21 protein-coding genes, 1 tRNA gene and 1 pseudogene are annotated in these 22,693 nt (G+C 49.3%); 9 read left to right on the forward strand and 14 right to left on the reverse strand.

Annotated features, from left to right (window positions below; genetic code table 11):
* Positions 1–15 precede the first annotated feature (15 nt).
* The 5 genes from AC8GE9_RS06035 to AC8GE9_RS06055 all read left to right on the forward strand — a co-directional run bounded on the left by AC8GE9_RS06035 (position 16) and on the right by AC8GE9_RS06055 (position 2,405).
* Positions 16–366, forward strand: a complete 351-nt coding sequence (locus AC8GE9_RS06035) for a hypothetical protein (protein ID WP_506676208.1) — start codon at positions 16–18, stop codon at positions 364–366.
* A gap of 61 nt (positions 367–427) precedes the next feature.
* Positions 428–1,213, forward strand: coding sequence for a HupE/UreJ family protein (locus AC8GE9_RS06040; RefSeq protein WP_506676209.1), 786 nt, complete (start codon positions 428–430; stop codon positions 1,211–1,213).
* Positions 1,214–1,231: 18 nt separating this feature from the next.
* Positions 1,232–1,582, forward strand: coding sequence for a DUF6488 family protein (locus AC8GE9_RS06045; RefSeq protein ID WP_506676210.1), 351 nt, complete (start codon positions 1,232–1,234; stop codon positions 1,580–1,582).
* Between the two features lie 161 nt (positions 1,583–1,743).
* Positions 1,744–2,226, forward strand: a complete 483-nt coding sequence (locus tag AC8GE9_RS06050) for a hypothetical protein (RefSeq protein WP_506676211.1) — start codon at positions 1,744–1,746, stop codon at positions 2,224–2,226.
* A 104-nt stretch (positions 2,227–2,330) separates the two neighbouring features.
* A tRNA-Val gene (locus AC8GE9_RS06055) sits at positions 2,331–2,405 on the forward strand.
* A gap of 87 nt (positions 2,406–2,492) precedes the next feature.
* On the opposite strand, the gene AC8GE9_RS06060 is transcribed toward AC8GE9_RS06055, so the two are convergent.
* From AC8GE9_RS06060 to AC8GE9_RS06110, 11 genes are all read right to left on the reverse strand, one after another.
* Entirely contained in the window at positions 2,493–3,452 is a 960-nt protein-coding gene (locus AC8GE9_RS06060; protein WP_506676212.1) for a Bug family tripartite tricarboxylate transporter substrate binding protein, read from the reverse strand.
* A gap of 135 nt (positions 3,453–3,587) precedes the next feature.
* Positions 3,588–4,295: an enoyl-CoA hydratase/isomerase family protein gene (locus AC8GE9_RS06065; protein ID WP_506676213.1), complete on the reverse strand. Its 708-nt coding sequence runs from the start codon at positions 4,293–4,295 to the stop codon at positions 3,588–3,590.
* Positions 4,296–4,564: 269 nt separating this feature from the next.
* Positions 4,565–6,817, reverse strand: a complete 2,253-nt coding sequence (locus tag AC8GE9_RS06070; RefSeq protein WP_506676214.1) for an acetate--CoA ligase family protein — start codon at positions 6,815–6,817, stop codon at positions 4,565–4,567.
* Position 6,818: 1 nt separating this feature from the next.
* Positions 6,819–7,835 carry a Bug family tripartite tricarboxylate transporter substrate binding protein gene (locus tag AC8GE9_RS06075; RefSeq protein WP_506676215.1) on the reverse strand — a complete coding sequence of 339 codons (1,017 nt, stop codon included), beginning with the start codon at positions 7,833–7,835 and terminating at the stop codon, positions 6,819–6,821.
* Between the two features lie 128 nt (positions 7,836–7,963).
* Positions 7,964–9,115, reverse strand: a complete 1,152-nt coding sequence (locus AC8GE9_RS06080) for an acyl-CoA dehydrogenase family protein (RefSeq protein ID WP_506676216.1) — start codon at positions 9,113–9,115, stop codon at positions 7,964–7,966.
* Positions 9,112–10,248, reverse strand: coding sequence for an acyl-CoA dehydrogenase family protein (locus AC8GE9_RS06085; protein ID WP_506676217.1), 1,137 nt, complete (start codon positions 10,246–10,248; stop codon positions 9,112–9,114). Before AC8GE9_RS06085 ends, AC8GE9_RS06080 begins: the two co-directional genes overlap by 4 nt.
* Before the next feature lie 90 nt (positions 10,249–10,338).
* Positions 10,339–11,496, reverse strand: coding sequence for a thiolase family protein (locus tag AC8GE9_RS06090; protein ID WP_506676218.1), 1,158 nt, complete (start codon positions 11,494–11,496; stop codon positions 10,339–10,341).
* Positions 11,493–11,900: a Zn-ribbon domain-containing OB-fold protein gene (locus AC8GE9_RS06095; protein WP_506676219.1), complete on the reverse strand. Its 408-nt coding sequence runs from the start codon at positions 11,898–11,900 to the stop codon at positions 11,493–11,495. The genes AC8GE9_RS06090 and AC8GE9_RS06095 overlap by 4 nt, the downstream gene beginning before the upstream one ends.
* 22 nt (positions 11,901–11,922) lie before the next feature.
* Positions 11,923–12,807, reverse strand: a complete 885-nt coding sequence (locus AC8GE9_RS06100) for a MaoC family dehydratase (protein ID WP_506676220.1) — start codon at positions 12,805–12,807, stop codon at positions 11,923–11,925.
* Between the two features lie 329 nt (positions 12,808–13,136).
* Positions 13,137–14,099: a tripartite tricarboxylate transporter substrate binding protein gene (locus tag AC8GE9_RS06105; RefSeq protein ID WP_506676221.1), complete on the reverse strand. Its 963-nt coding sequence runs from the start codon at positions 14,097–14,099 to the stop codon at positions 13,137–13,139.
* A gap of 3 nt (positions 14,100–14,102) precedes the next feature.
* Positions 14,103–14,957 carry an amidohydrolase family protein gene (locus AC8GE9_RS06110; protein WP_506676222.1) on the reverse strand — a complete coding sequence of 285 codons (855 nt, stop codon included), beginning with the start codon at positions 14,955–14,957 and terminating at the stop codon, positions 14,103–14,105.
* 181 nt (positions 14,958–15,138) lie between these two features.
* On the opposite strand from AC8GE9_RS06110, the gene AC8GE9_RS06115 reads away from it, so the two are divergent.
* Positions 15,139–16,032: a LysR family transcriptional regulator gene (locus tag AC8GE9_RS06115; RefSeq protein WP_506676223.1), complete on the forward strand. Its 894-nt coding sequence runs from the start codon at positions 15,139–15,141 to the stop codon at positions 16,030–16,032.
* Between the two features lie 67 nt (positions 16,033–16,099).
* On the opposite strand, the pseudogene AC8GE9_RS06120 reads toward AC8GE9_RS06115, so the two are convergent.
* Both AC8GE9_RS06120 and AC8GE9_RS06125 read right to left on the reverse strand, forming a co-directional pair.
* Positions 16,100–16,534 (reverse strand): annotated as a pseudogene (locus AC8GE9_RS06120) (IS3 family transposase); the annotation flags it as partial.
* A 188-nt stretch (positions 16,535–16,722) separates the two neighbouring features.
* The gene (locus AC8GE9_RS06125; RefSeq protein ID WP_506676224.1) at positions 16,723–17,601 is read right to left on the reverse strand and encodes a substrate-binding domain-containing protein; all 879 of its coding nucleotides are present in this window, start codon (positions 17,599–17,601) and stop codon (positions 16,723–16,725) included.
* 214 nt (positions 17,602–17,815) lie between these two features.
* Here AC8GE9_RS06125 and AC8GE9_RS06130 point away from each other — a divergent pair, with 214 nt between their 5' ends.
* From AC8GE9_RS06130 to AC8GE9_RS06140, 3 genes are all read left to right on the forward strand, one after another.
* Positions 17,816–18,631 carry an outer membrane protein gene (locus AC8GE9_RS06130; RefSeq protein ID WP_506676225.1) on the forward strand — a complete coding sequence of 272 codons (816 nt, stop codon included), beginning with the start codon at positions 17,816–17,818 and terminating at the stop codon, positions 18,629–18,631.
* 353 nt (positions 18,632–18,984) lie between these two features.
* Positions 18,985–20,058: an SUMF1/EgtB/PvdO family nonheme iron enzyme gene (locus AC8GE9_RS06135; protein ID WP_506676226.1), complete on the forward strand. Its 1,074-nt coding sequence runs from the start codon at positions 18,985–18,987 to the stop codon at positions 20,056–20,058.
* Positions 20,059–20,125: 67 nt separating this feature from the next.
* Positions 20,126–21,184 (forward strand): formylglycine-generating enzyme family protein, encoded by a 1,059-nt coding sequence (locus AC8GE9_RS06140; protein WP_506676227.1) that lies wholly within the window; start codon positions 20,126–20,128, stop codon positions 21,182–21,184.
* 18 nt (positions 21,185–21,202) lie between these two features.
* Here AC8GE9_RS06140 and AC8GE9_RS06145 read toward each other — a convergent pair whose 3' ends face one another.
* Positions 21,203–22,678: a hypothetical protein gene (locus AC8GE9_RS06145; protein WP_506676228.1), complete on the reverse strand. Its 1,476-nt coding sequence runs from the start codon at positions 22,676–22,678 to the stop codon at positions 21,203–21,205.
* Positions 22,679–22,693 lie beyond the last annotated feature (15 nt).

Consider the following 22,693-nt stretch of genomic DNA (forward strand, 5'->3'; position numbering starts at 1 on the left):
CCCTATAATTTATGCATGAAGAGCTTTTTTACAACCATTGTTATGATTTTTCTAAGCTGCCAACTTTTGTTGGCTTCTGCTTTTGAAAGTTTCAACAGTGCATCACAAGAAGTTCATCAGGCTTTTTCTCATGATCAATCTATAGATCATCATCACCACGACGCATTTGCTACACATTTCGATCACGGCAGTAGTGATGCCTCACATCAGCATGTATCTGATAGCTTTCAGTCATTGGCTCTGGTCTCCGGTTCAGATTCAGATTCAGCTAGCGCAACATCAGATTTGAGGCCTTCTTTAGGGCTCAAAGAGCCTCCTAGCGTTTTTATAGACGGTTTGTTACGTCCACCCCGCTCATTAGTCTAGATTGAAAAAACATAGGACATCTCAGTCCTATTCGATCCTTTTGACTTATTGAGGAATTTAAATGAAATACCTCTCTCCCTATCGTCTTGGGGTGTTGTTGCTCGCTCTTTTGCCGCTGATTGCTTTAGCGCATGGCATCAGCGATGAAGACAAACAGCGCATGCTGGATGGCGGTTATGTCCAATATATTTTATTAGGCGCCAGTCACATGTTGACTGGGTACGACCATCTTCTTTTTTTACTTGGCGTTGTTTTTTTTCTAACCAACTTTAAAGATATTGTGAAATTTGTCACAGTCTTCACGATTGGACACTGCCTCACATTAATCTTTGCTACATATTTCAAAATCACTTGGAATTTCTGGTTAGTCGACGCAATCATTGCTGTTAGCGTGATTTACAAAGGCTTTGATAATAACGGCGGCTTCCAACGTCATTTCAACATGTCGTCACCAAACTTAATTAAGATGGTTTTTGCTTTTGGTTTATTGCATGGCTTTGGCCTTTCAACACGCCTACAGCAATTGCCACTTGGAGATGACCCCGTTCATATGATCATCAGGATCTTGAGCTTCAACTTGGGTGTTGAGCTAGGTCAGATTTTGGCATTGATAGTGATGGTAGCCGTGCTGTCGTTCTGGCGAAAAACCGCGCATTTTGAAAGGTTCAGCCACACAGCAAATTTAGGTATTATTCTTGCGGGCATTTATTTGCTTTTTGTGCAGTTGCATGGATACCAACATGATGTCCACGGCGAGTCTTTCAGATTTCCTTCCGAGGAACATCGCCACGCGCATGAAGATCTTGACATCAAAAATACGACGGATAACAGTCGCAACGCCCTTTAATGAAAACTAGGAATCAATATGAAATCACTTATCCTTGCAATCGTATTTTCTCTTACTGCTGTTACCCCACTTGTTTCATACGCAGGGCCAGGTGACAGCTGCCATTTTCACGGATCAAAACCAGCTGCAGAATCTACGATCACTCAATGTGCGAACCAACGTAAGGACGCTCTTGTGAAAAATGGAAAACTTGATAAAAGCTGGTCGCCAATCAAGCAAGAGTCCATTGAGTACATTGATGGAAAAAAGGGTAAAGAATGGAAGGTGATTTTTATAAACCCTAGTGCATCAGATCAAAACAAAAAAAATCTTTTCATGTTCTTCACTCCACCGGGTAATTTCATCGCTGCTAACTACACCGGCCAATAATGACTAGCGGATGACAAGAGTAACCTGTCCAACTTAGTCAGACCACTGCTGCCTTAGGTGGATCTGGGGAGTCTTATCGGCCAATTTAGTGCGTACAACGAGCCGTGTGGACTTATTATTAACTCTTTGCCCAATGTGAGGCTTAAATTGATGGAGCACTTGTGAATAATATGCTTCCCAAAGTCTGGCGACCTGATCTAGCCGCATTACTTCCTGCCAATCCTTCAACGGCAGGCGGTCCAGCGTTAGCTTGGTGGATCGCTTTTTTGTATCTGAGCTTGGTCACTGCGCGCAGTTTGATCCATATGCTTGCTCCCGATGGTGGTGCACACAGTATTGCCACCATTGACGTATCCGTTGCAGGAGGTGCGAATATTATTGCCATTTTTGGTCAATGGGGCGCCAGCCAGCTACTGTTAGCATTGCTGCTCTGGGTGCTTTTGCTGCGTTATCGAGGATTAGTACCGCTTGTACTTCTTGTTTTTATGCTTGAGCCTGCCATGAGAGCTTTCGAAGGCCATCTAAAACCAGTGATAACCGAAGGGGTTGCCCCAGGTGCAGAGTTCAACTGGATGGTAGAGCCATTACTTATCGCAGCTTTTTTACTCTCTTTGTGTCCTGCGCGCACAAGGCTGGGCAGTTAGCTCAATGGTAGAGCAGGCTTTGTTGTGGAGGGTCCTGTGTATAATGCGTGTCTTGCCATATAAGGCACACACCAATCTTGCGATTGCAAACTCGCGTCCCGATTGGGCGGTTAGCTCAGTGGTAGAGCACTGCCTTCACACGGCAGGGGTCACAAGTTCGAAACTTGTACCGCCCACCAAAAACCTCAACAATATTAATGACTTGCAAGGTCAAATCCAACCTTCGGGATATTTTTATGCCGCAAGCTGGTGTGAACACCCGGTCATCATTCTGCTGTAGCCCCCGAATCTCGCACGATCTTGCCCCACTTTGTCGTTTCGGAACGCACATAGTCGGAGAACTCCGCAGGCGTGCTCCACATCGGCTCAAGCCCCGCCGCGATGAGCTTGGCGCGCACTTCAGGGTTTTGCACCGCTTTGATGACTGCGGCGTTGAGTCGCTGGATAATGTCCTCAGGCGTTCCTGTCGGAACGAAAATGCCATACCAGTTGTTTATCTCGTAACCGGGAACACCCGATTCCGAAACGGTCGGCACGCCAGGGAGACCTTCAAACGGTTTGACTCCTGTCATCGCAATAGCACGCAGACGGTCGGTTTGGATGTGGCCGATGGTGCTGGCGACCGACGCGAAGCTGAGTTGCACGCGCCCGGCGATAAGGTCCAGCACCGCCGGCGCACCGCCCTTGTACGGAACGTGAGTCATGGTGGTTCCGGACATGGTCTTGAACAGTTCGCCAGCCAGATGCGTATCCGTTCCCGTACCGGCGGATCCAAATGACAGTTGGTTTGGATTCGCCTTCGCGTAGGCGATGAGTTCCCGCACTGTCTTGACAGGTAGCGCCGGGTTGACGACCACAACACTCAACCCGTTCGCCACCGGCGTGACCGGAGCCAGATCCTTGATCGGATCAAAGGGCAGTTTCTTGTACATGTGCGGGGCAATGGCAATTCCGCCGACATGGGCGAGGACCATTGAATAGCCATCGGCTGGCGACTTGGCCACGTTGTCAGGAGCAATAGTCCCTCCGGCGCCGGCCCGATTCTCCACCACCACGGGCTGCTTTAATTCGTCGCTCAATTCTCGCGCGATCACCCTGCCCGCGAGGTCTGCACCACCACCCGGAGAAAATGGAATCACTAACCGCAACGGACGAGACGGCCAAGTTTGTGCTGTTGCAGCGCCAGCGATGCTGCAGAAAAGAAGAAATGCCAGGATTATTCGCATTTATAAACTCCTAGTTTATTAAAAGACGGTAACAGTCTGCCGATTGGCGAAACAGAGGGGGTGTGGCGTAAAACTTAGACTTGTTTATACCGTGATTCCAATGTGTTAAATGGCAATAATGAATGCTAGCAGTACTTAGTCTTTATCGTGCCGACGATGCGCCTCGGCGGCGACTTGTCCTGCTTCTAAGAGTGTCGTTCGAACATCTCGATTCATCCATTTTTTATTCACTGCATAACCATAAGCTGGGATTTCAGCCAGTACTTGCGCGCGTTGCAGACATAGTTCTGAAAGACCTACTGCGGGCACTATGCGTTCGGCCAAACCGCTTTGCAAGCATTCAAGTGCGCTCACCCGTTCGCCTAGTTGCACCAGCTTGTGACAGAGTGAGCGATTGGCACGCGCAGAGATTAAGGCCGCACCGATTGGTGTTGGCATATCCAACTTAACCTCGGGTAACGAGACCCAGGCGTGATCGGCCATCAATACTTCATCGCAAATAGCTGCAAGCATCAGGCCTGCGCCGACAGCAGGCGCTTGAACCACCGCAATCACAGGTTTTGAGAAATCTAGAAGCTCTAAGAAACATCGCAGCAATAGCTCAAGTCGGTGCTGCGAGGCTTGAGAGGCCGAAAGTTCGGTAACCTCTTTAAGATCAACACCAGAACAAAAGGCACGTGTGCCCACGCCGGTGATAACAAGGACCTTGACCTCGTCTTGCGAAGCTGCGCGTGTCAGGGCTTCATGCATCGCCTCGTACACAGCTAGGTTTAAGGCATTAGCGGCTAAGGCACGATTGATAGTCAGCGTGAGTACGCCGTTTATTAAGACATTATTCAACATTAGGGGATCACCAAAGTATTGACAATTCGAGCGCCTGGCACTGACCTGCGCTCACAGACTGACTACGCGGCGCGAAAAAATAGTTTAAATATGCAAAAGTATTGTGACTCTGCATGATGGGTGAAAGCGGTTGCGGCTTAGTACCTTGATTTACTGATTGCATGATTTGCCTTGAGAAAACGGAGTGGCTAAGGGTAGCGGGCTGCTGAGTGGGTGCCTAGCTGTCATCCTCAAGTGGCGAGCCTCTTGTCGCTAGCCTCAACCACTGCTTAAGCAGTATCGTCTTTGAACACAAGCAAGGCATCGACGGCTCGCAACATCGTTTGTTTACCATTCACGATAATGAGTGGGTTGATTTCGACTTCAGAAACAATATCCTGATAGGTAACGGCAAAGTCGCCCAACGCTACCAGTAGGGCCGCGATCGCGTTCAGATCAGCCGGTTCACGTCCTCGGGCACCCTTGAGTAAAGCAATCCCCTTTATCTCGTTGATCATCTCAAGCGCCTCTTCTTGCATTAACGGCGCCTTGCGCACTGCAAAGTCTTTCAAGACTTCGACGTAGATTCCTCCGAGTCCAAAGACAACGCAGGGCCCAAAGGTCGAATCGCGTCGCACACCGAGCAACACTTCGATCCCTTCGGGAATCATCTCTTGCACGAGTACACTGGTCTTTGCCAAGTCTTTAGTGCCTAGTCGCGTCAAGGCGGTCGTGATGGCCTCGAAGGCTTCTTGCACCTGCTCAGAGGAGGAAAGTTTCAACCAGACTAGACCTGCATCAGACTTGTGTGTGATGTCGGGATGCAGTCCCTTGAGTACAACTGGAAAACCGACTTTGTGCGCTGCTGCGACGGCATCCTGCAAGCTTGTCACTAAGATATCGCCTACAACAGGCAGGCCGATACGAGCTAGTAGCTGCTTGCTTTCACGTTCACTCGCGATGCGAGACTTGCGTGCCAAAGCAAGCAGATCTTCACGCATATTTGAATTGCTCGCAGTCAGCTGTGTTTGGGTGTGCGCGTCAGTGCGAAGTTGAGTTTGAACGTCGGTGGTGGTGTTGGCCTGAGCTTGCGCGTTAGCGTAAGACTCTCGGGACGCTTGTGCAGCCACGCGCCAATATGAAACAAGTGCGGCCGCTCCCGCCGCGGCAACCGTCTGTGAATCAAAGATTGGCATCACGCTGTTACGCAGCAGTGCTTTGCCTTCCCCTTCAAGCCAACTGCCCGGCCAGACCGCCATGACGATTTTTCGACTGCTCGCGTCGGTACGCAATAGATCGTTAGAAACTGAGTCGTAATTACGTGCAATCGTCATGATGGGCAGAACAATATCCACCTGCTCGTCACCTAGCAGTGCTTGCGCACAGTGCCCCCACAGGCCAGGGTTGGCGACACTGCCACCAGACAGATCGACAGGATTGATGACGGGTACAGTCACCTTGAGTTCAGCCGCAAGCTTTTGTTGTGTATCCAGTGACAGGACAGGAAAGCGCAGACCCGCCTCGCTGCCGAGATCGGCAAAGAGACCAATGTGACCACCCGAAATCGATAAGGCGGCACAACCTGCCGAACGATTGGCCCTTGGAGCACCGGCTACTAGTTTGCCGCTTTTACGCAGTTTTGCAAACATGGCAGAAATTTCTATCAGCGCTTCTAAGTCATTGACCAAAGTTGCGCCATACTGCGCGCAGACTGACGCAAAAACGGCCTGAGAGCCGGCGATTGAACCGGTATGGGACATTGCCATCGTTTCGCCAAGCGAAGTGCGCCCGGTCTTCAGAATTACCACGGGTTTGTTTAGGTGTTGCGCCTTAGCGAGGCAGGCTAAGAAGCGATTGCCGTCGCGCACCCCTTCAATCGTGAGCGCGATCGCATCGGTGTCGTCATCGTCGAGCAAGGTCGCAAACCAGTCCACAAGATCCAGATCGGCCTCGTTACCAGTCGTGATCATTCTGCTGTAGGCAATGCCGCGTTGATGACCGCCGATCAGGATGGTTCCAAAAGCTAAGCCCCCACTCTGGCTCACCACGCCGATACGACCGACACCCAAATCAGGTACTTCGAGAACCGCGCCTGCTGCAAGAGCGGTCGCATCAATCGTATTCAAAAAGCCGAGACAATTTGGCCCCATTACGCGCGTACCGGTGCGCGCGGCAAACGCGCTTAAAGAGGCCTGTAAAGCGTGTCCCTGTTCGTCATTACGTTCGGCGAAGCCCGCGCTCGTCACCACCAGTAACTTGACGTGACCCTTGCGTTCACAGGCGCTTAGTACCTCGCTGATGGATGAAGCCGCAATCGAATATAGTACGCAATCAATCGGCTCAGTAATGTCATCCAGACTTGTGTAGGCACGCAAGCCAGCGATACTGTCTTGTTTTGAATTAATTGGATAAATTTTTCCAGTAAAGCCGTGACGCACCAGTGCACCTAACACTCGCCCACTAAACTTAGACGGATCAGAAGACGCCCCGACAATAGCGATTGAGCGTGGTGTTAAAAGCGTAAGAAGCGAAGAAGTCAGCATGTCAGTTGATTGGCTCAGGTTTTATTCCAGCCGCTTTGATCGTGGCGGCAAACCGTGCGATATCGGCTTTTATGGTTGCGGAAAACTGTTCCGGTGTGGAGGCCTCGATCTCACTGCCACGGCCGCGTAGCATCTCGGCAAAGTCGGGCTGTTTCATCACCGTGACGACACTTTCATATACTTTTTGAATGATGTTTTTTGGCGTAGCGGGGGGCGCCATGATACCGTACCAAGAGTTCACCTCGAACCCCGGTAATTGCTCGCTAAGCGCTGGCACCTTAGGAAAAAGCATAGACCGCTTTGTGGTCGTGACCCCTAGCGCTCTAAGCTTACCTGTCGTAATCAGGTTCGCGGCTACCGATACGCCGACGAAAGCGACATCTATGTGATTACCTAACAAGTCTGTAATGACCGGGCCCGCACCTTTGTATGGGATGTGCAGAAGTTGGATGGCGGCTAGAGAGTTGAGCAGTTCGCCCGCGACATGCGAGATACTGCCCTGACCAACCGACCCATAGGTCAAAACCTTGGGACGACGCTTGGCTGCAGTAATCAAATCTTGAAGCGACGTGAACGGACTGCTCGCAGGGGTTACCAGCACCATTGGGCCTGACAAAAGTTGGGTGATGGGCGAAAAATCTTCGAGCGGATCATAAGGCAGATTCGTGGTTGTCACTGGCAAGATGACGATTTCGCTCGCGTTACATACCAAGAGGGTGTAGCCATCGGGCGTTGCCCTGGATACTAGCAAACTACCAATGGTTGCAGAAGCCCCCGCTTTGTTTTCAACAATCGCGGGCTGTCCCCAGACTTCAGTCAACCGTTGGGCAAACGGTCGCGCAAAGTTATCGACTGGGCCGCCCGGGGAGTAGGGTACGATCAGTTTGACAAGACGGTTCGGAAACGGAGTGCTTGACTGAGCAAGAACGCCAGAACTAAAACCAGTCAGAAGTGCACCACCGACTAAACGACGGCGTAACAGGTCATGTGCGGTCAATCGTTGCGAAGTATCATTCATAGTGGGCCGCCTTATTTATGGTTGGTGTGGGACTCATTGAAAAAACTACTTGTTAAAGTGACCGTTTATCGAGATAGATGCTCTAACAATCCTCAGGCAGTTAGTCCGAGCACCTTCCACGATAGCAGTCAGCCAGAGGGGAGTTCGAGCACCTGCTTCGATAAAATGTTACGTTGGACCTCGCTTGAGCCGCCCCCGATAGTGGTTGGGCGCGCTAGATAATAGACGCCTAAGAGATCGATCGGAATCCCATCAAATTCGTGCATACCTTGTGTTCCACCGAGTCCCTGCGCGGCCTCGAGCATCGCTTCACTGAGGCGCTTGACAGTCTCTGTTGCCCAGAGCTTGAGCATCGAAATCTCTGGGGGCAGTGATTCGCCACGGCGCACGATTTCGCAAAAGCGCTCATATAACGCGCCGAGATCTTCGACATCCAGACACAAGGACGCATAACGGTCAATAAAGACAGGGTCCTCCATCAAGCCGTTGGCAGTTCCAATCGCGCGTAAACGCTCCAGTGCGAAGAGACAGTGTCTTGGGTTGCCTACGATTAAGCGTTCAAAGCCCACAAGTGCTTTGGAGACTGTCCAACCACTATTCATCTTGCCAACAAGTGCCGTTACGGGCACTTTGACATTATCAAAAAATATTTCGCAGAAAGATTGATGCCCTGCAAGATTACGAATCCCGCGCACGGTTACGCCTGGCTCTTTCAGATCGATCAGCAGCATGCTGATACCTTCTTGTTTCTTGACCGTCTTGTCGGTACGAACGAGCGCAAAGATATGGGTGCATCCTAAAGCCCAGCTTGTCCAGATTTTTTGTCCGTTTACAATGAAGTGATCTGCTTCGAGCACGGCTTCGGTGCGCAGACTGGCCAAGTCTGAGCCAGACCCTGGCTCAGAATAGCCTTGTGCCCAACGCTGTTCGCCGCTTAGCATCTTAGGTAGATGCTCGCGTTTTTGCTGTTCGGTGCCAAACTCAATCAGCACGGGGCCAAGCATCGTGATGCCACCAAAGTCTGGCCCTCGTGAAACATCTAGTCGTTCTTCATGAAAAATAAGTTGCTTGTTCGCGCCTAAACCCATGCCGCCATACTGTATCGGCCACGCTGGCGCTGCCCAACCTTTTTCGTACAGTCGCTTCCACCACTCGGCGGTATCGTCCCAGTCAAGATACTTCCAGATATTGCGTAATCTTGGTGGATAATTTTTTTGATAAAACTCACGTACCTCTATGCGAAAGAGGTCATCGTTCATCGCATTCCAGTCGATCATCATTTTGTCCCCGATTGGCGTGAAGCATTGGGTGCAAGTTGCAAATAACGTCGCCGGTTGAGCGTCGCGTTGCCTAACCATGCTGATAGAAGCAATGCTCTTTTTACATACAGACCGATATCACACTCGTCGGTCCAAGCGATCGCGCCATGCATCTGAATTGACTCACGCGCGATTTCTAGCGCTGCTTGCGAACAGCGCGCCTTTGCGCGACTCGCGAGGGAGCAGCGGGCTGTTGTGCTGGCAACCAAGGGCCATTTGGACAGAGTGTCAGTGAGCGCTGACAGGCTGAGTTCTTTCTGTATATACAAATCGACCGCGCGGTGCTGCAAAGCTTGAAAGCTACCGATGGGTTTACCAAACTGCACGCGGGTGCGCAGGTAGGCCAGCGTCCGGTCCAGGCAAGCTGAAGAAACGCCTAGTAACTCAGCCGCGGTGACCATACGGCCCGAATCAAGCACCTCATTTAGCGCATTCAGATCCCGAGTGGGTGCGCATAACTGCTGGGCCGGGGCGTCGTCGAATATTACAAAAGCCTGGGTGCTCGAATCGGCGAGGCGAACGGCATTGATGGTGACGCGCGCACCACCTTCGACCCAGAATAGACCCACCCCTTGCGAGGTGGTGGCGGTGACGATGAAACCGTCTGCGACGTCCCCATAGGGCACGCAGCACTTTGTACCGGACACGACCATGCCTGTAGGGGTTGATTTAGCCTGAACTGTCGCACCCGTGATTTCAATTTCTCCGACGGTCTCTTGCCACGCCAAGGTGGGCAGAAAATCTCCGGTACATAGCTTTGACAAAAAAGAGGTCTTGAGTGTTTCTGTCTCGGCAAGCAGCAACGCCCCGACCGCCAGAACACCGCAACCTGTCATAGGCTCAGTCAGCAGACCCGAGGCAAGGTGTCTGCAAATGAGTGTCATTTCGGTCAGGCCCAGACCCATTCCACCATACCTATCTGGTACGAGTACACCGACCCAACCAAGTTCTGCCATTTGCTTCCAGAGATTGCGGTCAAACCCTCCGGGCATGTCGCGAACCTTGCGCGCACGCCCAGCGCCTAATTCTCTGCTTGCAAAAGCAGTTACCGCCTGTTCGATCTCTTGCAGCACCTCAGTTTCAGCATCGCTCATTGTTATCCTTTTGTTGATCAAACGGCGCGTAACACCTGGTTGTACAGAGCGAACAGGTAAGCGCGAAATACCAAGACTTCGTGAATCCTCTTAATGTAACGTCGCTTCGCTGCCCAAGATGGCCGTCACCTGGGCCGATAGCACGCCGCCATTGCCGTGACAGAGCGCGAGTTCGGCCTTGGCGACTTGTCGTTCTTGGCAGGTTCCGCGCAGTTGACGCGTGGCCTCGATCATTGTGAACACGCCATACATGCCCGGATGCACACAAGAAAGACCGCCACCATTCGTATTAACAGGCAGACGACCCCCAGGGGCGATCGCTCCACTCTCTACCAGCGGACCGCCCTCGCCTTTAGCGCAAAACCCAAGGTCTTCTAGAAACAAAATGGTATTAATCGTGAAGGCGTCGTAGAGTTCAATCACGTCAATTTCTGAAGGTGTGACACCCGCCATCGTGAAGGTGCGCTCGCCCGACTGCGCCGCACCGGTTACCGTGAGATCTGGCATTGCAGAAATAGACAGATGCGTCGTCGCGCTAGCACTGCCCAAGAGATACACGGGTTTTTGACGCAGACTCGGAGCGCGATTGGCGCGCACCATCACCACAGCGCCTGCTCCGTCTGTCACGAGACAGCAGTCGCGTACGCCGAGCGGATCGCATATACGTCTGGCGGTTAAAACCTGTTCGACTGTTAGTGCGTTGCGAGAAAAAGCCTCTGGATTAAGTTGTGCCCAACCCCGCGCCGATACCGCAACTTGCGCCAGTTGTTCGGCAGTGGTACCAAACTCATGCATGTGTCGACTCGCCGCAAGTGCGTACATCGCAACAGGATAACGAGGTCGGTACAGGGCTTCAAATCGACTCAGTTCAGACATCGACTTGAGCTTACCGTGCGCCGTGCGTTGGTTGCTACCGTAACAGATCACTGCGACATTACACAGACCAAACTCAAGTGCTAAGGCCGCGTGGGTCAGATGATCAACGAATGAGGCGCCACCAAGGCGGGTCGTATCCATGAAAGTGGGTCTGATACCGAGATACTCTGCCATCTGCAACGATGGCGAAGTGCTAAAGGCCGAGGCAGTGAGGATGCCATCGATGTCACTGATCTTCAGGCCTGCATCTTCGATGGCATTGCCGACAGCTTCAGCCGCCAGCTCAAGAGCTGTGCACCCAGGCGCTTCGCCGCAACCCGCCAGGCCAACACCGACGAGCGCTGTCGAACCACGGAGCGGGGATTGATTCATGGCACTGAGCCCTCATGCAATTGCCACACGACAAGATTCTGTTCACCTTCACGTTCAATGCGAGCCGAAACTTTCAGACCAATTTTTATTGCGTCTGGTGCCAACCCCACTACTCGACTCATCATTCGCGGACCTTCTGCCAGATCAATCAGCGCGATGTTGTAATCCCCCCCTTCTTCGAGAGAACGTCTAACAACGGTCGTTGCATAGACTGTTCCTTGCCCGCTTGGTGCCATCCAGTGCAGTGTCCGAGAGCTACAGTGCGTGCAAAATAGGCGAGGGTAAAACACATGGGCATCGCAAGCGCCACAGCGCTGAATCATAAAATCACCCTGAGCCAAATACTCGAACCATTTTTTTTCTGGTCCAACGTCTGTGTAGGATGTTGTTGGGGTTGGTCCCATATGCTTGGCTCCTGAAGGAGGGCTAAGAGGTGATTTCGGCATAGCCGTTATTGAGCACGACCACGTCGCGCTCGACACTGCGACTGCGAAACGAAACAACATTTCCATTGCGCCAGATTTCAGTGCGCAAGGTCTCACCCGGAAAAAACGGCGCAGAGAAGCGAGTACGCAAAAACTTTAGTCGCTCTGGGTTGTAATCACAACACGTTCGCAAAATCGCATGTCCGACAATGCCATAAGTGCCTAAGCCATGAAGGATAGGGCGAGGAAATCCCGCGCGCGCCGCCGCCGCCGGATCTGCATGAATCGGATGTCGATCGGCACACAATCTATATAGCAACGCTTGTTGTGAAAGGGTCGGTATGTCGTGCACCCAGTCAGGCGGGCCTTCAGGAAGAGTATGCGGCGCTGCAGGTGGTGGATCAGACACTTGTCTTTCGTCAGCTCCGCCCTTCAGGCTATAGCCGCCATCCCCTCGACAAAAATTAACTTGTTCTAAGGTGGCAAGTTCGTCGCCAGTGTTGGCATCTTTTAGTGTTCGGCGTTGTACGAATATTGCACCTTTGCCCTCACCCTTATCAGTGACTGCGCTCACGCTGGTTAACCCAGTCACCGCACCCGAGCTTGGTAGGGGTCGATGAAACCGCACTGACTGTTCGCCATGTACGGTCTTAAGCCAGTCGATTCCTGTGCGGGGATCAGAGATCCAAAGCCCCGGGTAGCTCAGCACGACTGCCATCGTCGGGACTGCGATCAGGCCATTCTCATAGACAAACTTTAGTTGCTGCGTATCCATTGGATCGGCACCATAGCCTACCGAAAGTGCGTAGTGCATCGTATCGGCCTCGGTATAAGTCTGCAATGCCTCTTTGAATGGCCAGTTTTTCAAGGCATGACTGTCTAGCATCTTGTTTCTCCTCCACAGAACGGCTGACACCGACCTAAGTATCAACCAACTAATTAAAAACAGAAGTAGCCAGTTTTATAGAGAGGTCTTTTGGAATACGAACCTATTGAGTCTTGTCGTTTTTTTAAAATCACTACGCGCACACGTACTGACTTCGGATACATATAGATTCTTTAAAAGGAGGCCGTCGCCGCACTAAGAATCAAATCATGCGTAGGTATAAAATGGGGTGACTGTAATGTAGTCAATTAAGTATTCAATCGTGCTCGATCACACCCTGTGTCAGACTACACGTTATGTAGTTTGACACAGGGTGTATTTGACATTCTTTAATCGATTCGAATGTCGTTGTCCTTAATGATTCTTGTCCATAGAGCTTGGTCTTTGCGTAAAAACGCCGCAAACTCTTGCGGCGTGCTACCAATAATATTTAAACCCTGTTTGGCGAAACTCTGCTGAAATTCACTAGCTTGTGTGATTTTTTCAAGCGTTTGCTGTAACCGATTCAGTACATCGGATGGAGGATTTGCCGGAAGAAATAGGCCGAACCAAGAAGAAACATCAAACCCAGGCAAACCGCTTTCATCAACAGTCGGTAGGTTGGGTAATAGAGCAGACCGCTTTAAGGCCGCGATTGCAATGGGCTTAACTTTGTTCGCTGTAACGAGCGGATAAATGACGGAGAGCACTGAAAAACACAGGTCGACTTGCCCGCCCATGATGTCCGTCATAGCGACTGCTACGCCTTTGTAAGGCACATGAATCATCTTCACGTCAGCCATGCTGTCAAAGAGCACCCCCGCCAAGTGCGAGCCGGATCCGATCCCTGCCGAGGCGTAAGTCAATTGGCCGCGTTTCTGTTTGGCCAGCGTAATGAGAGCAGATATGGAGTCTGCTGGAAATGTTGGCCGTGCAATCAAAACGTTCGGTGCGGTGGCAACTAGGGTCAGTGGCTGAAAGTCCCTTATCGAGTCAAAGGGTAGCGTTTTGTAGAGACTGGGATTGACCACATGGGAGTTGATTGTTAGTAGTAGCGTGAGTCCGTCCGGTTTTGCGTGCGCAACGAATTCAGTGCCGATGTTACCGCTTGCGCCTGCACGGTTCTCGACAAACGCAGTTTGGCCTGTTAACTCAGTAAAGCGTTGCGCAATTGCACGTGCTAATGTATCAGTCGCACCACCAGGGGCGAAGGGAACGACGATCCGTACAGAACGTGCGCTCGACGATTGCGCGAAGACTGCCGGGAAGGCAAGTGAGCATGCTGCTGCTGCAACGAATGAGCGACGTCGCATTATCTAGTCCTCGATTTCAAGTAAGCGCGCCGCATTTTTGTACATGACTTTTTCCATCACTTCTGGTCGATAAGGCAAGTTGAGGTATGCATTGACCATTTCCGGCACTCCTTGATAGGGGTAGGCACTACCAAAGATCATTCGATCCTGAAGGTGGCTGTTAGCGGCTTCGACCCACTCTGTCGTCCCAGGCATTCCCATCCCATAAAGGTCGGGTTGAAGATAAACGTTCTGTCGACGAAATGCCAGCCCGCACGATTGTTCAACCCACGGCCAACATGCGTGCGAAATCACGATTTTCATGCGTGGGAATTCGCCGGCCATGCGGTCAATTGCTTCCGGGTTTGAGTGTCGCAACGTTTGTCCCGGTGGGCTGCCGCGGCTGATGGTGAGTGCTAGAATTAACCCAAGATCCTGCATAAGTTCATAGATGGGATATAGGATTGGGTCATCTGCAAAGGCGAGTGGGCGCATGCCGAAGCTAGGTTCAAGCGTGATTCCTTTTAGCCCGAGCGTTTTTGCGCAACGTTCGACCTCGCGAACACTTTCTCCGATCTTTCCGCTAACAGGGCAAATGCCGCCAAAGCCCGCCAAGAAAAGATCTCCATGTTCTCGCACAATCTCTGCAACGTCATCGTTGCTGGTGCTACGCTCAGGATCAAGGGTCGTGCGCCCCCAAACGACAGCGCTGCCTACGCCGGCGCTCTTGACTTCTTTGAGCAGCAGAGGCATCGAACGTTTGAGTGCGGATTTTGGCCATGGACTGTGCCAAGCAAATGGGTTGGACTCCTCATTAAAGAATCCGCATTTTAGAAACGACTTTATCGGTGGACGAAGGCGAAAATCGAGAATTTTCAAAATAGCACTCCAAACCATGCAAAAAACGCCTGGGGTAATCCCTTGGTGGCTATAGCAAGCGCCATTGGCGTGACAAGATCCAAACTTATGGCCCATCATCTTGAAAGGGAGAAGTCAAGTCAAATCATATTTTCCGATCGAAAATATCAGGAAAATGAATTGATGCTGCTAAGATGACTCTATGGAGATCTATCAACTGCGTGCATTTATCACCGTTTCGCGCGAGCGGCATTTGACGCGCGCTGCAGAGCGTCTCCATGTCAGTCAGCCCGCCGTGAGTGGACAAATCAAGAGCCTTGAAACAGAGCTCGGCTTGACACTTTTTGAGAGACACCACGGCGGGATGGAATTGACAGCAGCGGGCGCAATGCTGCTGCAGTATGCCGCGTCGGTGCTCGCCTCCGTTGACGAAATGACCACAGTGGCTAGGACACTGACAGGTAAAGTTGTCGGACGTATCTCGATCGGCACGATCCTCAACCCATCAGTTATCCGACTAGGTGAGATGATCAATGAAATTCTTCTAAAGCACCCATCTTTAGAAATCGACATCAGCCACCGCAACTCGTATAAGGTCTTACAGGGAATTCGTCAGCATGAACTGGATGCTGGGTTTTGGCTCGGTGATGAAGTCCCGGTAGACCTGTTGTCCTTGAAATTGCGTCCACTTCAGTACGTCGTGGTTGCGGCACGCTCATGGGCTGACCGCATCAGCGATGCGAGTTGGGACACAATTGCTGCAATGCCTTGGGTGACGACCTCGCGGGAAGGATCCTTTTACCAGCTTGTCCAGAGCATGCTTAGGCAGCAAGGTCAACAACCCAAGACTGTAGTGGAGGCTGATCAGGAGTCCACGATCATTAGTCTTGTGCAATCAGGCGTCGGCATTAGCCTCGTTCGAGAGGAGGTTGCCGCGGCCGCAAGTGTATCGGGCGAGTTAGTAATCTGGGAAAAAGGGCGTGCAACAACGATGCTGCAGTTGATTTATCTTCAAAGTCGTCAGACCAGTTTGGTGACGACAGCCATCCTTCGGGCAGCTGAAAAGATCTGGTGTTTGCCCATTTGTCTACGCTAATCTGTTGACGTTGATCCAATTTTTCGGCCGCACCCCCAACTGAACTGACCCCATAAAGTTGGACAGTTTAAGTTGCTAGTGTACTAATGGACTGATTCCTGTATTGAACGGGACTCAGTCCTTTTAGTTTTAGCTTAATACGATGGTTGTTGTAATAATGAATATATTCTTTTAGACCTGCTTTCAGCTCTTCATAACTACTGAACTTATTCAAGTAAAAGAATTCGCTTTTAAGCGTACCGAAGAAGCTATCCATCGTGGCATTATCCAAACAATTACCTTTTCTAGACATCCTCTGGGTGATTTGGCGCTGCTTAAGCATTTTCTTAAAGGCAGGCATTTGGTATTGCCAGCCTTGGTCTGAGTGAATGATCGGTTTGTCCTGAGGGCCAAGCTTGGTCATCGCCTGTTGAAGCATTGAACCAACCATCTCAAACACTGGTCTCCTCGAGGTTTCGAAGGCGACGATTTCTCCGTTATAAAGATCTAAAACGGGCGATAAATTGCGTATTTCGCTGAACGTGACCGGTGGTTTCGCGAAAGCGTTACCGCTGCGGTTAGGTTGCACAATTAACGATTAATCTTATCCGAAACGGTCACGCTTTCGTGAAATCATCGGTCACGATGCTGTGAAATACCCTGACTCCCATAGTCTAGGCGACTTTCCCAGACGCATACAGATAAGCTTTTCTAATGCAAATCCGATAGGTATTGATCAACGTTATCTTGAGTGATGACATCAATTCCCGTATCAATCGATTGGGGTATCGGGATCCCCAGAGATGCTTGCCATAACATCAGAACAGACATAGAACCTTGCATTCGTGGTTTTGTGGCTGAAGACGATTCAATTATTCCCCCTTTGATTGCATCAAGGATTGGTTTAATTCCATCCATACTGACAACGGCTACTTCCCCAATTTTTCCGGCTTCTTTGATAGCTTTAGCAATGCCTATCGGTCCGGAGGCATCACAGCACAGGTAACCTCGAAGGTCTGGATGTGCTTTTAGAATCATTGCGCATTGTTGATGAGCAGTTTCAATATCATCGTTATCAACTCCTCCGTCTACAACGCAAATCTCAGAGTACTTACTTAATGCGGCTAATTGAGCCTCATATCTAGCTTTATGATTTGGCGCGAGTGGAAAGCCTTGCATCACAGCTACCTTGCCGGTATGACCAATGAGTTTTGCAAGACGTTCAGCCGCTATTGTTCCCTGCTCTTCGAAATTGTTACCAATACTTGTTATAGAGCTATCCTCAGATGGGGAATCAAAAAGAACAACTGGGATTCCTGCTGCTCTGATGCGATTAATTGCAGATATATGGCTTAATGCATCAACGGGATCTATTGCGATGCCAGTAGGTTTAAGCTTGAGAATTTGATCTAAGATAATGTTTTGCTCATTGACGTCACAAATAGCTGGTGCTATGGATTCCACTAGTATTTCAATGTTGAGCTCCCGGCTAAGTAAATTTGCCTGTGCTTTTGCACCTTTGTCAATTTCATTAAACCAGGGATGATTTGCAACTTTAGGAACGATGATGAATCGGAGTGTTTTTGACATAATTATTAAACCTACCTCATTAGATGAAAAATTATAATTAAGCTCTAGAAAGTTTTGGAGATACAAGACGAGGTTGTGTCATTTGAGGGTTACTTTATGTCATGCTGGGCATTTAAAATATCACGGTTGAGATATCAATAGACTTGGTAAGTATTCGCTTGATTTTTTGATTTACTCTTATGTTGTGATCCTGTTAACGTCTGGGGTAATAGACATGGTAGTTATAAAAAAAAATATTATCTTATCTTTAATGATGGCTAGCTTCCTTTTTTTTGGTGGTAACTGTCTTGCTAGCGATACTTTTAATACTAGAGGGACTTACTTTGGTGTATTTGGTGGCACCGGTTCTTCTATGGGTTCTAGCGTTCAGCAAGTTGGAACTGTCATCACTCCCTCCCCAAGAGTTCCTGACATCAATGTCAATGCCAATGGCTTCAATGGGTCTGCTGGAGCTTCTGTTGCCGGCTTGAAGTTAGGCTATGAATGGAGTGGCTGGAGCTCGATGAATTCTAAGTGGATTTTAAGGCCGGCCGCAGAACTAGAAGGCATCTACCTAAATAGCACTTCTGATAGTGTTTTAGACATTACGCCGTACGCTCTAGGCACGCAGTATGTATCGCTGCCATTGAGCGCAAAAATTGTGCTTGCTAATGCGTTGTTGAGTATAAAAACCCCTTTTTCAGATATTTTTATTCCCTATATTGGTGGCGGAGTAGGTGGTGCTTGGCTCTCTGTGAGAGGCTCAAACTCTACTAATCCCACAGAGCCTGGAATTAATCACTTTAATTCCAATCCAAATGCATCGACTTCTGCCCTAGCGATGCAAGCTAAGGCTGGCATACGCGGACAAATTAATAGAAATTTGGCAATATTTATGGAATATAGGTATCTTTCAATTCAGTCTTCCAGTTACACATTTGGAGCGACAAGCTATCCGGGTGTCCATCTGCCTACTACCAATTGGAACGTGAATGTAGGCCGACAGGCCTACAACTTAGTGACTGCTGGTATTGAATATAGATTTGATTAATTCTGAGATGTAAGATGTTGACGCCGGTTGAGTTCAAAAATGAAGTCTACGGACCTACACGTTCGGACAGCGACCAGCAGGTTTTTTCGTGCTGAATTTGTATGGCAAAACAGTTGGCGACTACTGCTTGGCTACTTTGAGCTGAAAAATCTCGGAGAACACCGTCGATGCAGGTTGAGGTGAAGTGTCTGATTACTGTTCACACGGCAGGGGTCACAAGTTCGAAACTTGTACCGCCCACCAAAAAAAACAGATTCAAATTGTTGAATAAAAAATCGAATTACAGTTGTGATGGACTTTTCACGATTTCTCGTGTTACACACATTCTACTTTTTTCAATATAGGACACAGCCTTGTTTTTTAAAGTCTTCCATTTCTTTAGGCAAGGGCTGATCTATATGATTGGCGTGGGTGCCATTGCTGTCTTGGCTAGTTGCAGCTCTGAGTCGAGCTCGTCTAGTAACGACGGCAATGCAGTCAACTGCGTTGGTGGTGTGGCGACGCCCTCTGGTAGCTTAGTGAGTTACAGCGTAGTCTCAGTTGGTAACTCTGGGAATGCCGATGACGCTAATGGTTTTGGCGCTGTGTCTTACACCTTTAATATGGGTAAATATAACGTCACCATTGCGCAATACACTGCGTTTTTAAATGCTGTTGCCAAAACAGATCCTAATGGGCTCTATGACCCTAGGATGGCTACTGATTTAAATGTTGCCGGTATTACCAGGTCTATAGGTCCAGGGACTTCTGGTTATGTTTACACCGCGATGAATAACTCGGGAGATAGTTCAAACAGGCCTATTGCTTATGTGAGTTGGTTTAATGCCGCGCGTTTTGCAAATTGGATGTCCAATAATCAGCCTGTCGGACCTCAATCATCGACGACGACTGAAAATGGGGCTTATGACTTAAGTAAAACCATTAACGAAAAGGCTGTAGCCAAGAATATTTGTAACCCCAACACCGGCAAGTCAGTGGCGTATTGGATTCCTACAGAAAACGAATGGTACAAGGCTGCTTACTTTAGCCCTAGCTATAACAACACAAGCTCTTCAGGTTATTACCTATACTCTACGCAAAGTGACGCCTCTCCAGGTAATTTGGTTGGTAATACCAGCAACCAAATGAATGTCATTATCAACTTACTATTTTCTGTCACACAGGCGGCTACTCTTGAACTGAGTCAAAATTATTTAACTGATGTTGGTGCATACACCGGAAGCCCCAGTTATTACGGAACTTTCGACCAAAATGGCGCCTTGTATCAGTGGAATGATTTAGACGGAACACAAGGGGCTTACCGTGGAATACGAGGTAGTTTTTGGTTCGCCGGTGCACAAGCCGCACAATCCATTACTTATGCAGCGACTGCACCCACCTTTGCGGGGAATGACATTGGATTTAGATTGGCAGCAACACTCAAATGAGCGTTTTGAATAACTAGCCATAGAGTCCGTTAACGAAATGATGTTTAAACCATATTTGAAACCAGTGATGCATAGATTGCTCTTAGGTATTGTCGTTTTTGTAGCCATGCATTTTGCCCAGGCGCAAAGCGTGACGTATTCACTAGTCGATGTCGGCAACGCCAACAATGCAAGTGATACAACAGGATTTGGATCCGTACCCTATGTCTATAAAATCGGCAAGTATGAGGTAACAGTTGCGAACTATGCCGCATTCTTGAATGCTGTGGCAAAAACAGATACGTATGGGCTTTGGAATAATGCGATGCAAGCCTCGGCTAATATTGCCGGAATTACTCGGTCAGGTTCGCAGGGAAGTTATGTTTATGCGGCGATGGCAAAAGAATCAGGAACGGATGCATACAGTCCGACCGGAACGCCACCCTTTAGAACGGTGCTAGGACAAGATAGCGCGAATTACCCAATTACGTATGTCAGTTGGTTTAATGCCGCAAGATTTGCGAATTGGATGGCGAATGGTCAGCCTGTGGGTGCACAAGATGCGACCACTACCGAGGACGGTGCTTATAAAGTAAGTGGCGCAAACACAAAGGGCGCAGCACCTGGTAAGAACACAATCAACCCAAATACAGGTAGCGCGCCTACTTTTTATTTGCCTACTGAAAATGAGTGGTACAAAGCTGCTTTTCACGATCAGGGTCTAAATGGCGGTGCGGGTGGTTATTACAAGTACGCCACCATGCACAATAATCCTCCAGGAAACGCAATCCCAGGGAGCAGTACCTTCTCTACGGAGCCCGTTACAAATCAAGCCAATTATATTTATGGTGCTAACTATCTTTACTCAGTGACTCAGGCGGCAGAAATTGTTACGACTCAGTATTACCTCGTCCCGGTAGGAACATTCTCCAGCGTCACCAGCCCTTACGGTGCATTTGATATGAACGGTAACGTTTGGGAGTTAAATTCCTTAACAGGTGCTGGATCTAAAAATGTTGGTATCCGTGGTGGAGCTTGGACTTCATTGGAATCGTATTTAGCCAAGTCTTATTATTTAGGAACGGTTCCTTATTCGACCGCAATCAACGTTGGTTTTCGTCTGGCAGCGACGGCGACGACCCCTTAGATTTATAGTGAAAGGGTGCTAATCAGTGATTACTTCAGGTTTATAGAAGTAAACGGTCCCCGAATTCCCCATCATATAAATTAATCCACCATATCCAAGATTTGGCAGCGATCCTAGCGCAGTTGATTCCGTGTAAGCGCTAGATTCGGGACGAAGAATAGTTGCTCCGGTGCTTGCATTTGCCCACTCTACCGTTTCGGTATATTTGCCACTGTTAAGTGCAGTTTGCAACGCACCCGCCGAAGATGTGATGTCAGGATTAAGGTATTGAGAAATCAATACCCTCTGGTTAGCTGGGCCAACTAAAGAAAAATAATCCGTTGTACGCCAATCTGATCTGTTCCAAACAGTCGTCATTACACCCGTTGTTTGATTTAAGCTCATACCCAATACTCCATGGTAAGTATCTTGAGCGTAAATCATATTATTTTGCGAATCTGTTCCAAAACTCGCTAGCGATCCGCTATAACCTCCTGACGCAAGAGTATTGCCCCATGGCGTTGCGCGCACAGACGTAACAGAACCATTCAAATTAATATCTTGGCTTACTGCCAAAGGAGTGATCGGCGTGACTTTTGAACCTAAACTATTTTGGTTTGCAATCACCCAGTTTCCCAATACTGCGACAGCATCTCCGGCAGTTTGGCCAGGCAGCAAATATGGTTCGGGAAGCCAGTCTGCATCAACTTTTAATTGACCCGTGAGGGAATCAACAATGATGCGTTGTAAATTATTCAGGCCGGCAAGATACCAATAAGTGCGATTATTGTGCTCTGTCACGACTCCTCGCGTTGCTACCATTTGATTGAGTTCAATCGAATCAATCAATTTGAGTGTGCGGGAATCAAGCGCCACCGCTGTTGAATTTGGCGGTAACCCATAGTCTGCTTGACAGGAAGTCATCGCAGCATTTCCTTGGGTCGTACAGCCAATAGGTCGATTTTGACTTTTTAATAAAATTACGCCGGATGCGTTAGGAGCGATTAAGAAGCCATCAAAATTCGCATTGATTGGACTTGAGAGAGTGGACGATACTCCCAACTGAACCGACTTTAAGATTGACCCCGTTGATGGATCAAGCTTCACAATTGTTGTGCCTGCGACGGCAATAATCGTCCCATCTGCAATCACGCCAATGCTACCGAATGCATTCCACTGATCCGCGGGTAGCGGATTCACTGCATTGATGTATGTCAGCCAAATTTGTTGCCCCGTTAAGGGGTTGAATTTAGAGACGAATTGACCCGCTGTGTCTGATGCTAACCCTCCACCTAAAAGATAACTTCCTGTGGGGCCATCATTTACAATAAACTGAATTGAACTCCATGTGCTTTCTGATTTCGACTGAGCTGCTTGATTTGAACCGTTAAACGAGCCAGTAAAAGTTGCGCACGGTTGAACGCCGCTGTGGATTGAGTCAGTATGTTCTGGTGCGCCTATCGCAGCCGCATAGTTGACATAGTTATTTGTCGAAACTGCGGCGTATTGCTTCATGCATTCAACTTCTAT

Origin of the sequence: Zwartia lucis (assembly GCF_965234455.1) — a bacterium.
Lineage (GTDB): Bacteria > Pseudomonadota > Gammaproteobacteria > Burkholderiales > Burkholderiaceae_B > Zwartia > Zwartia lucis.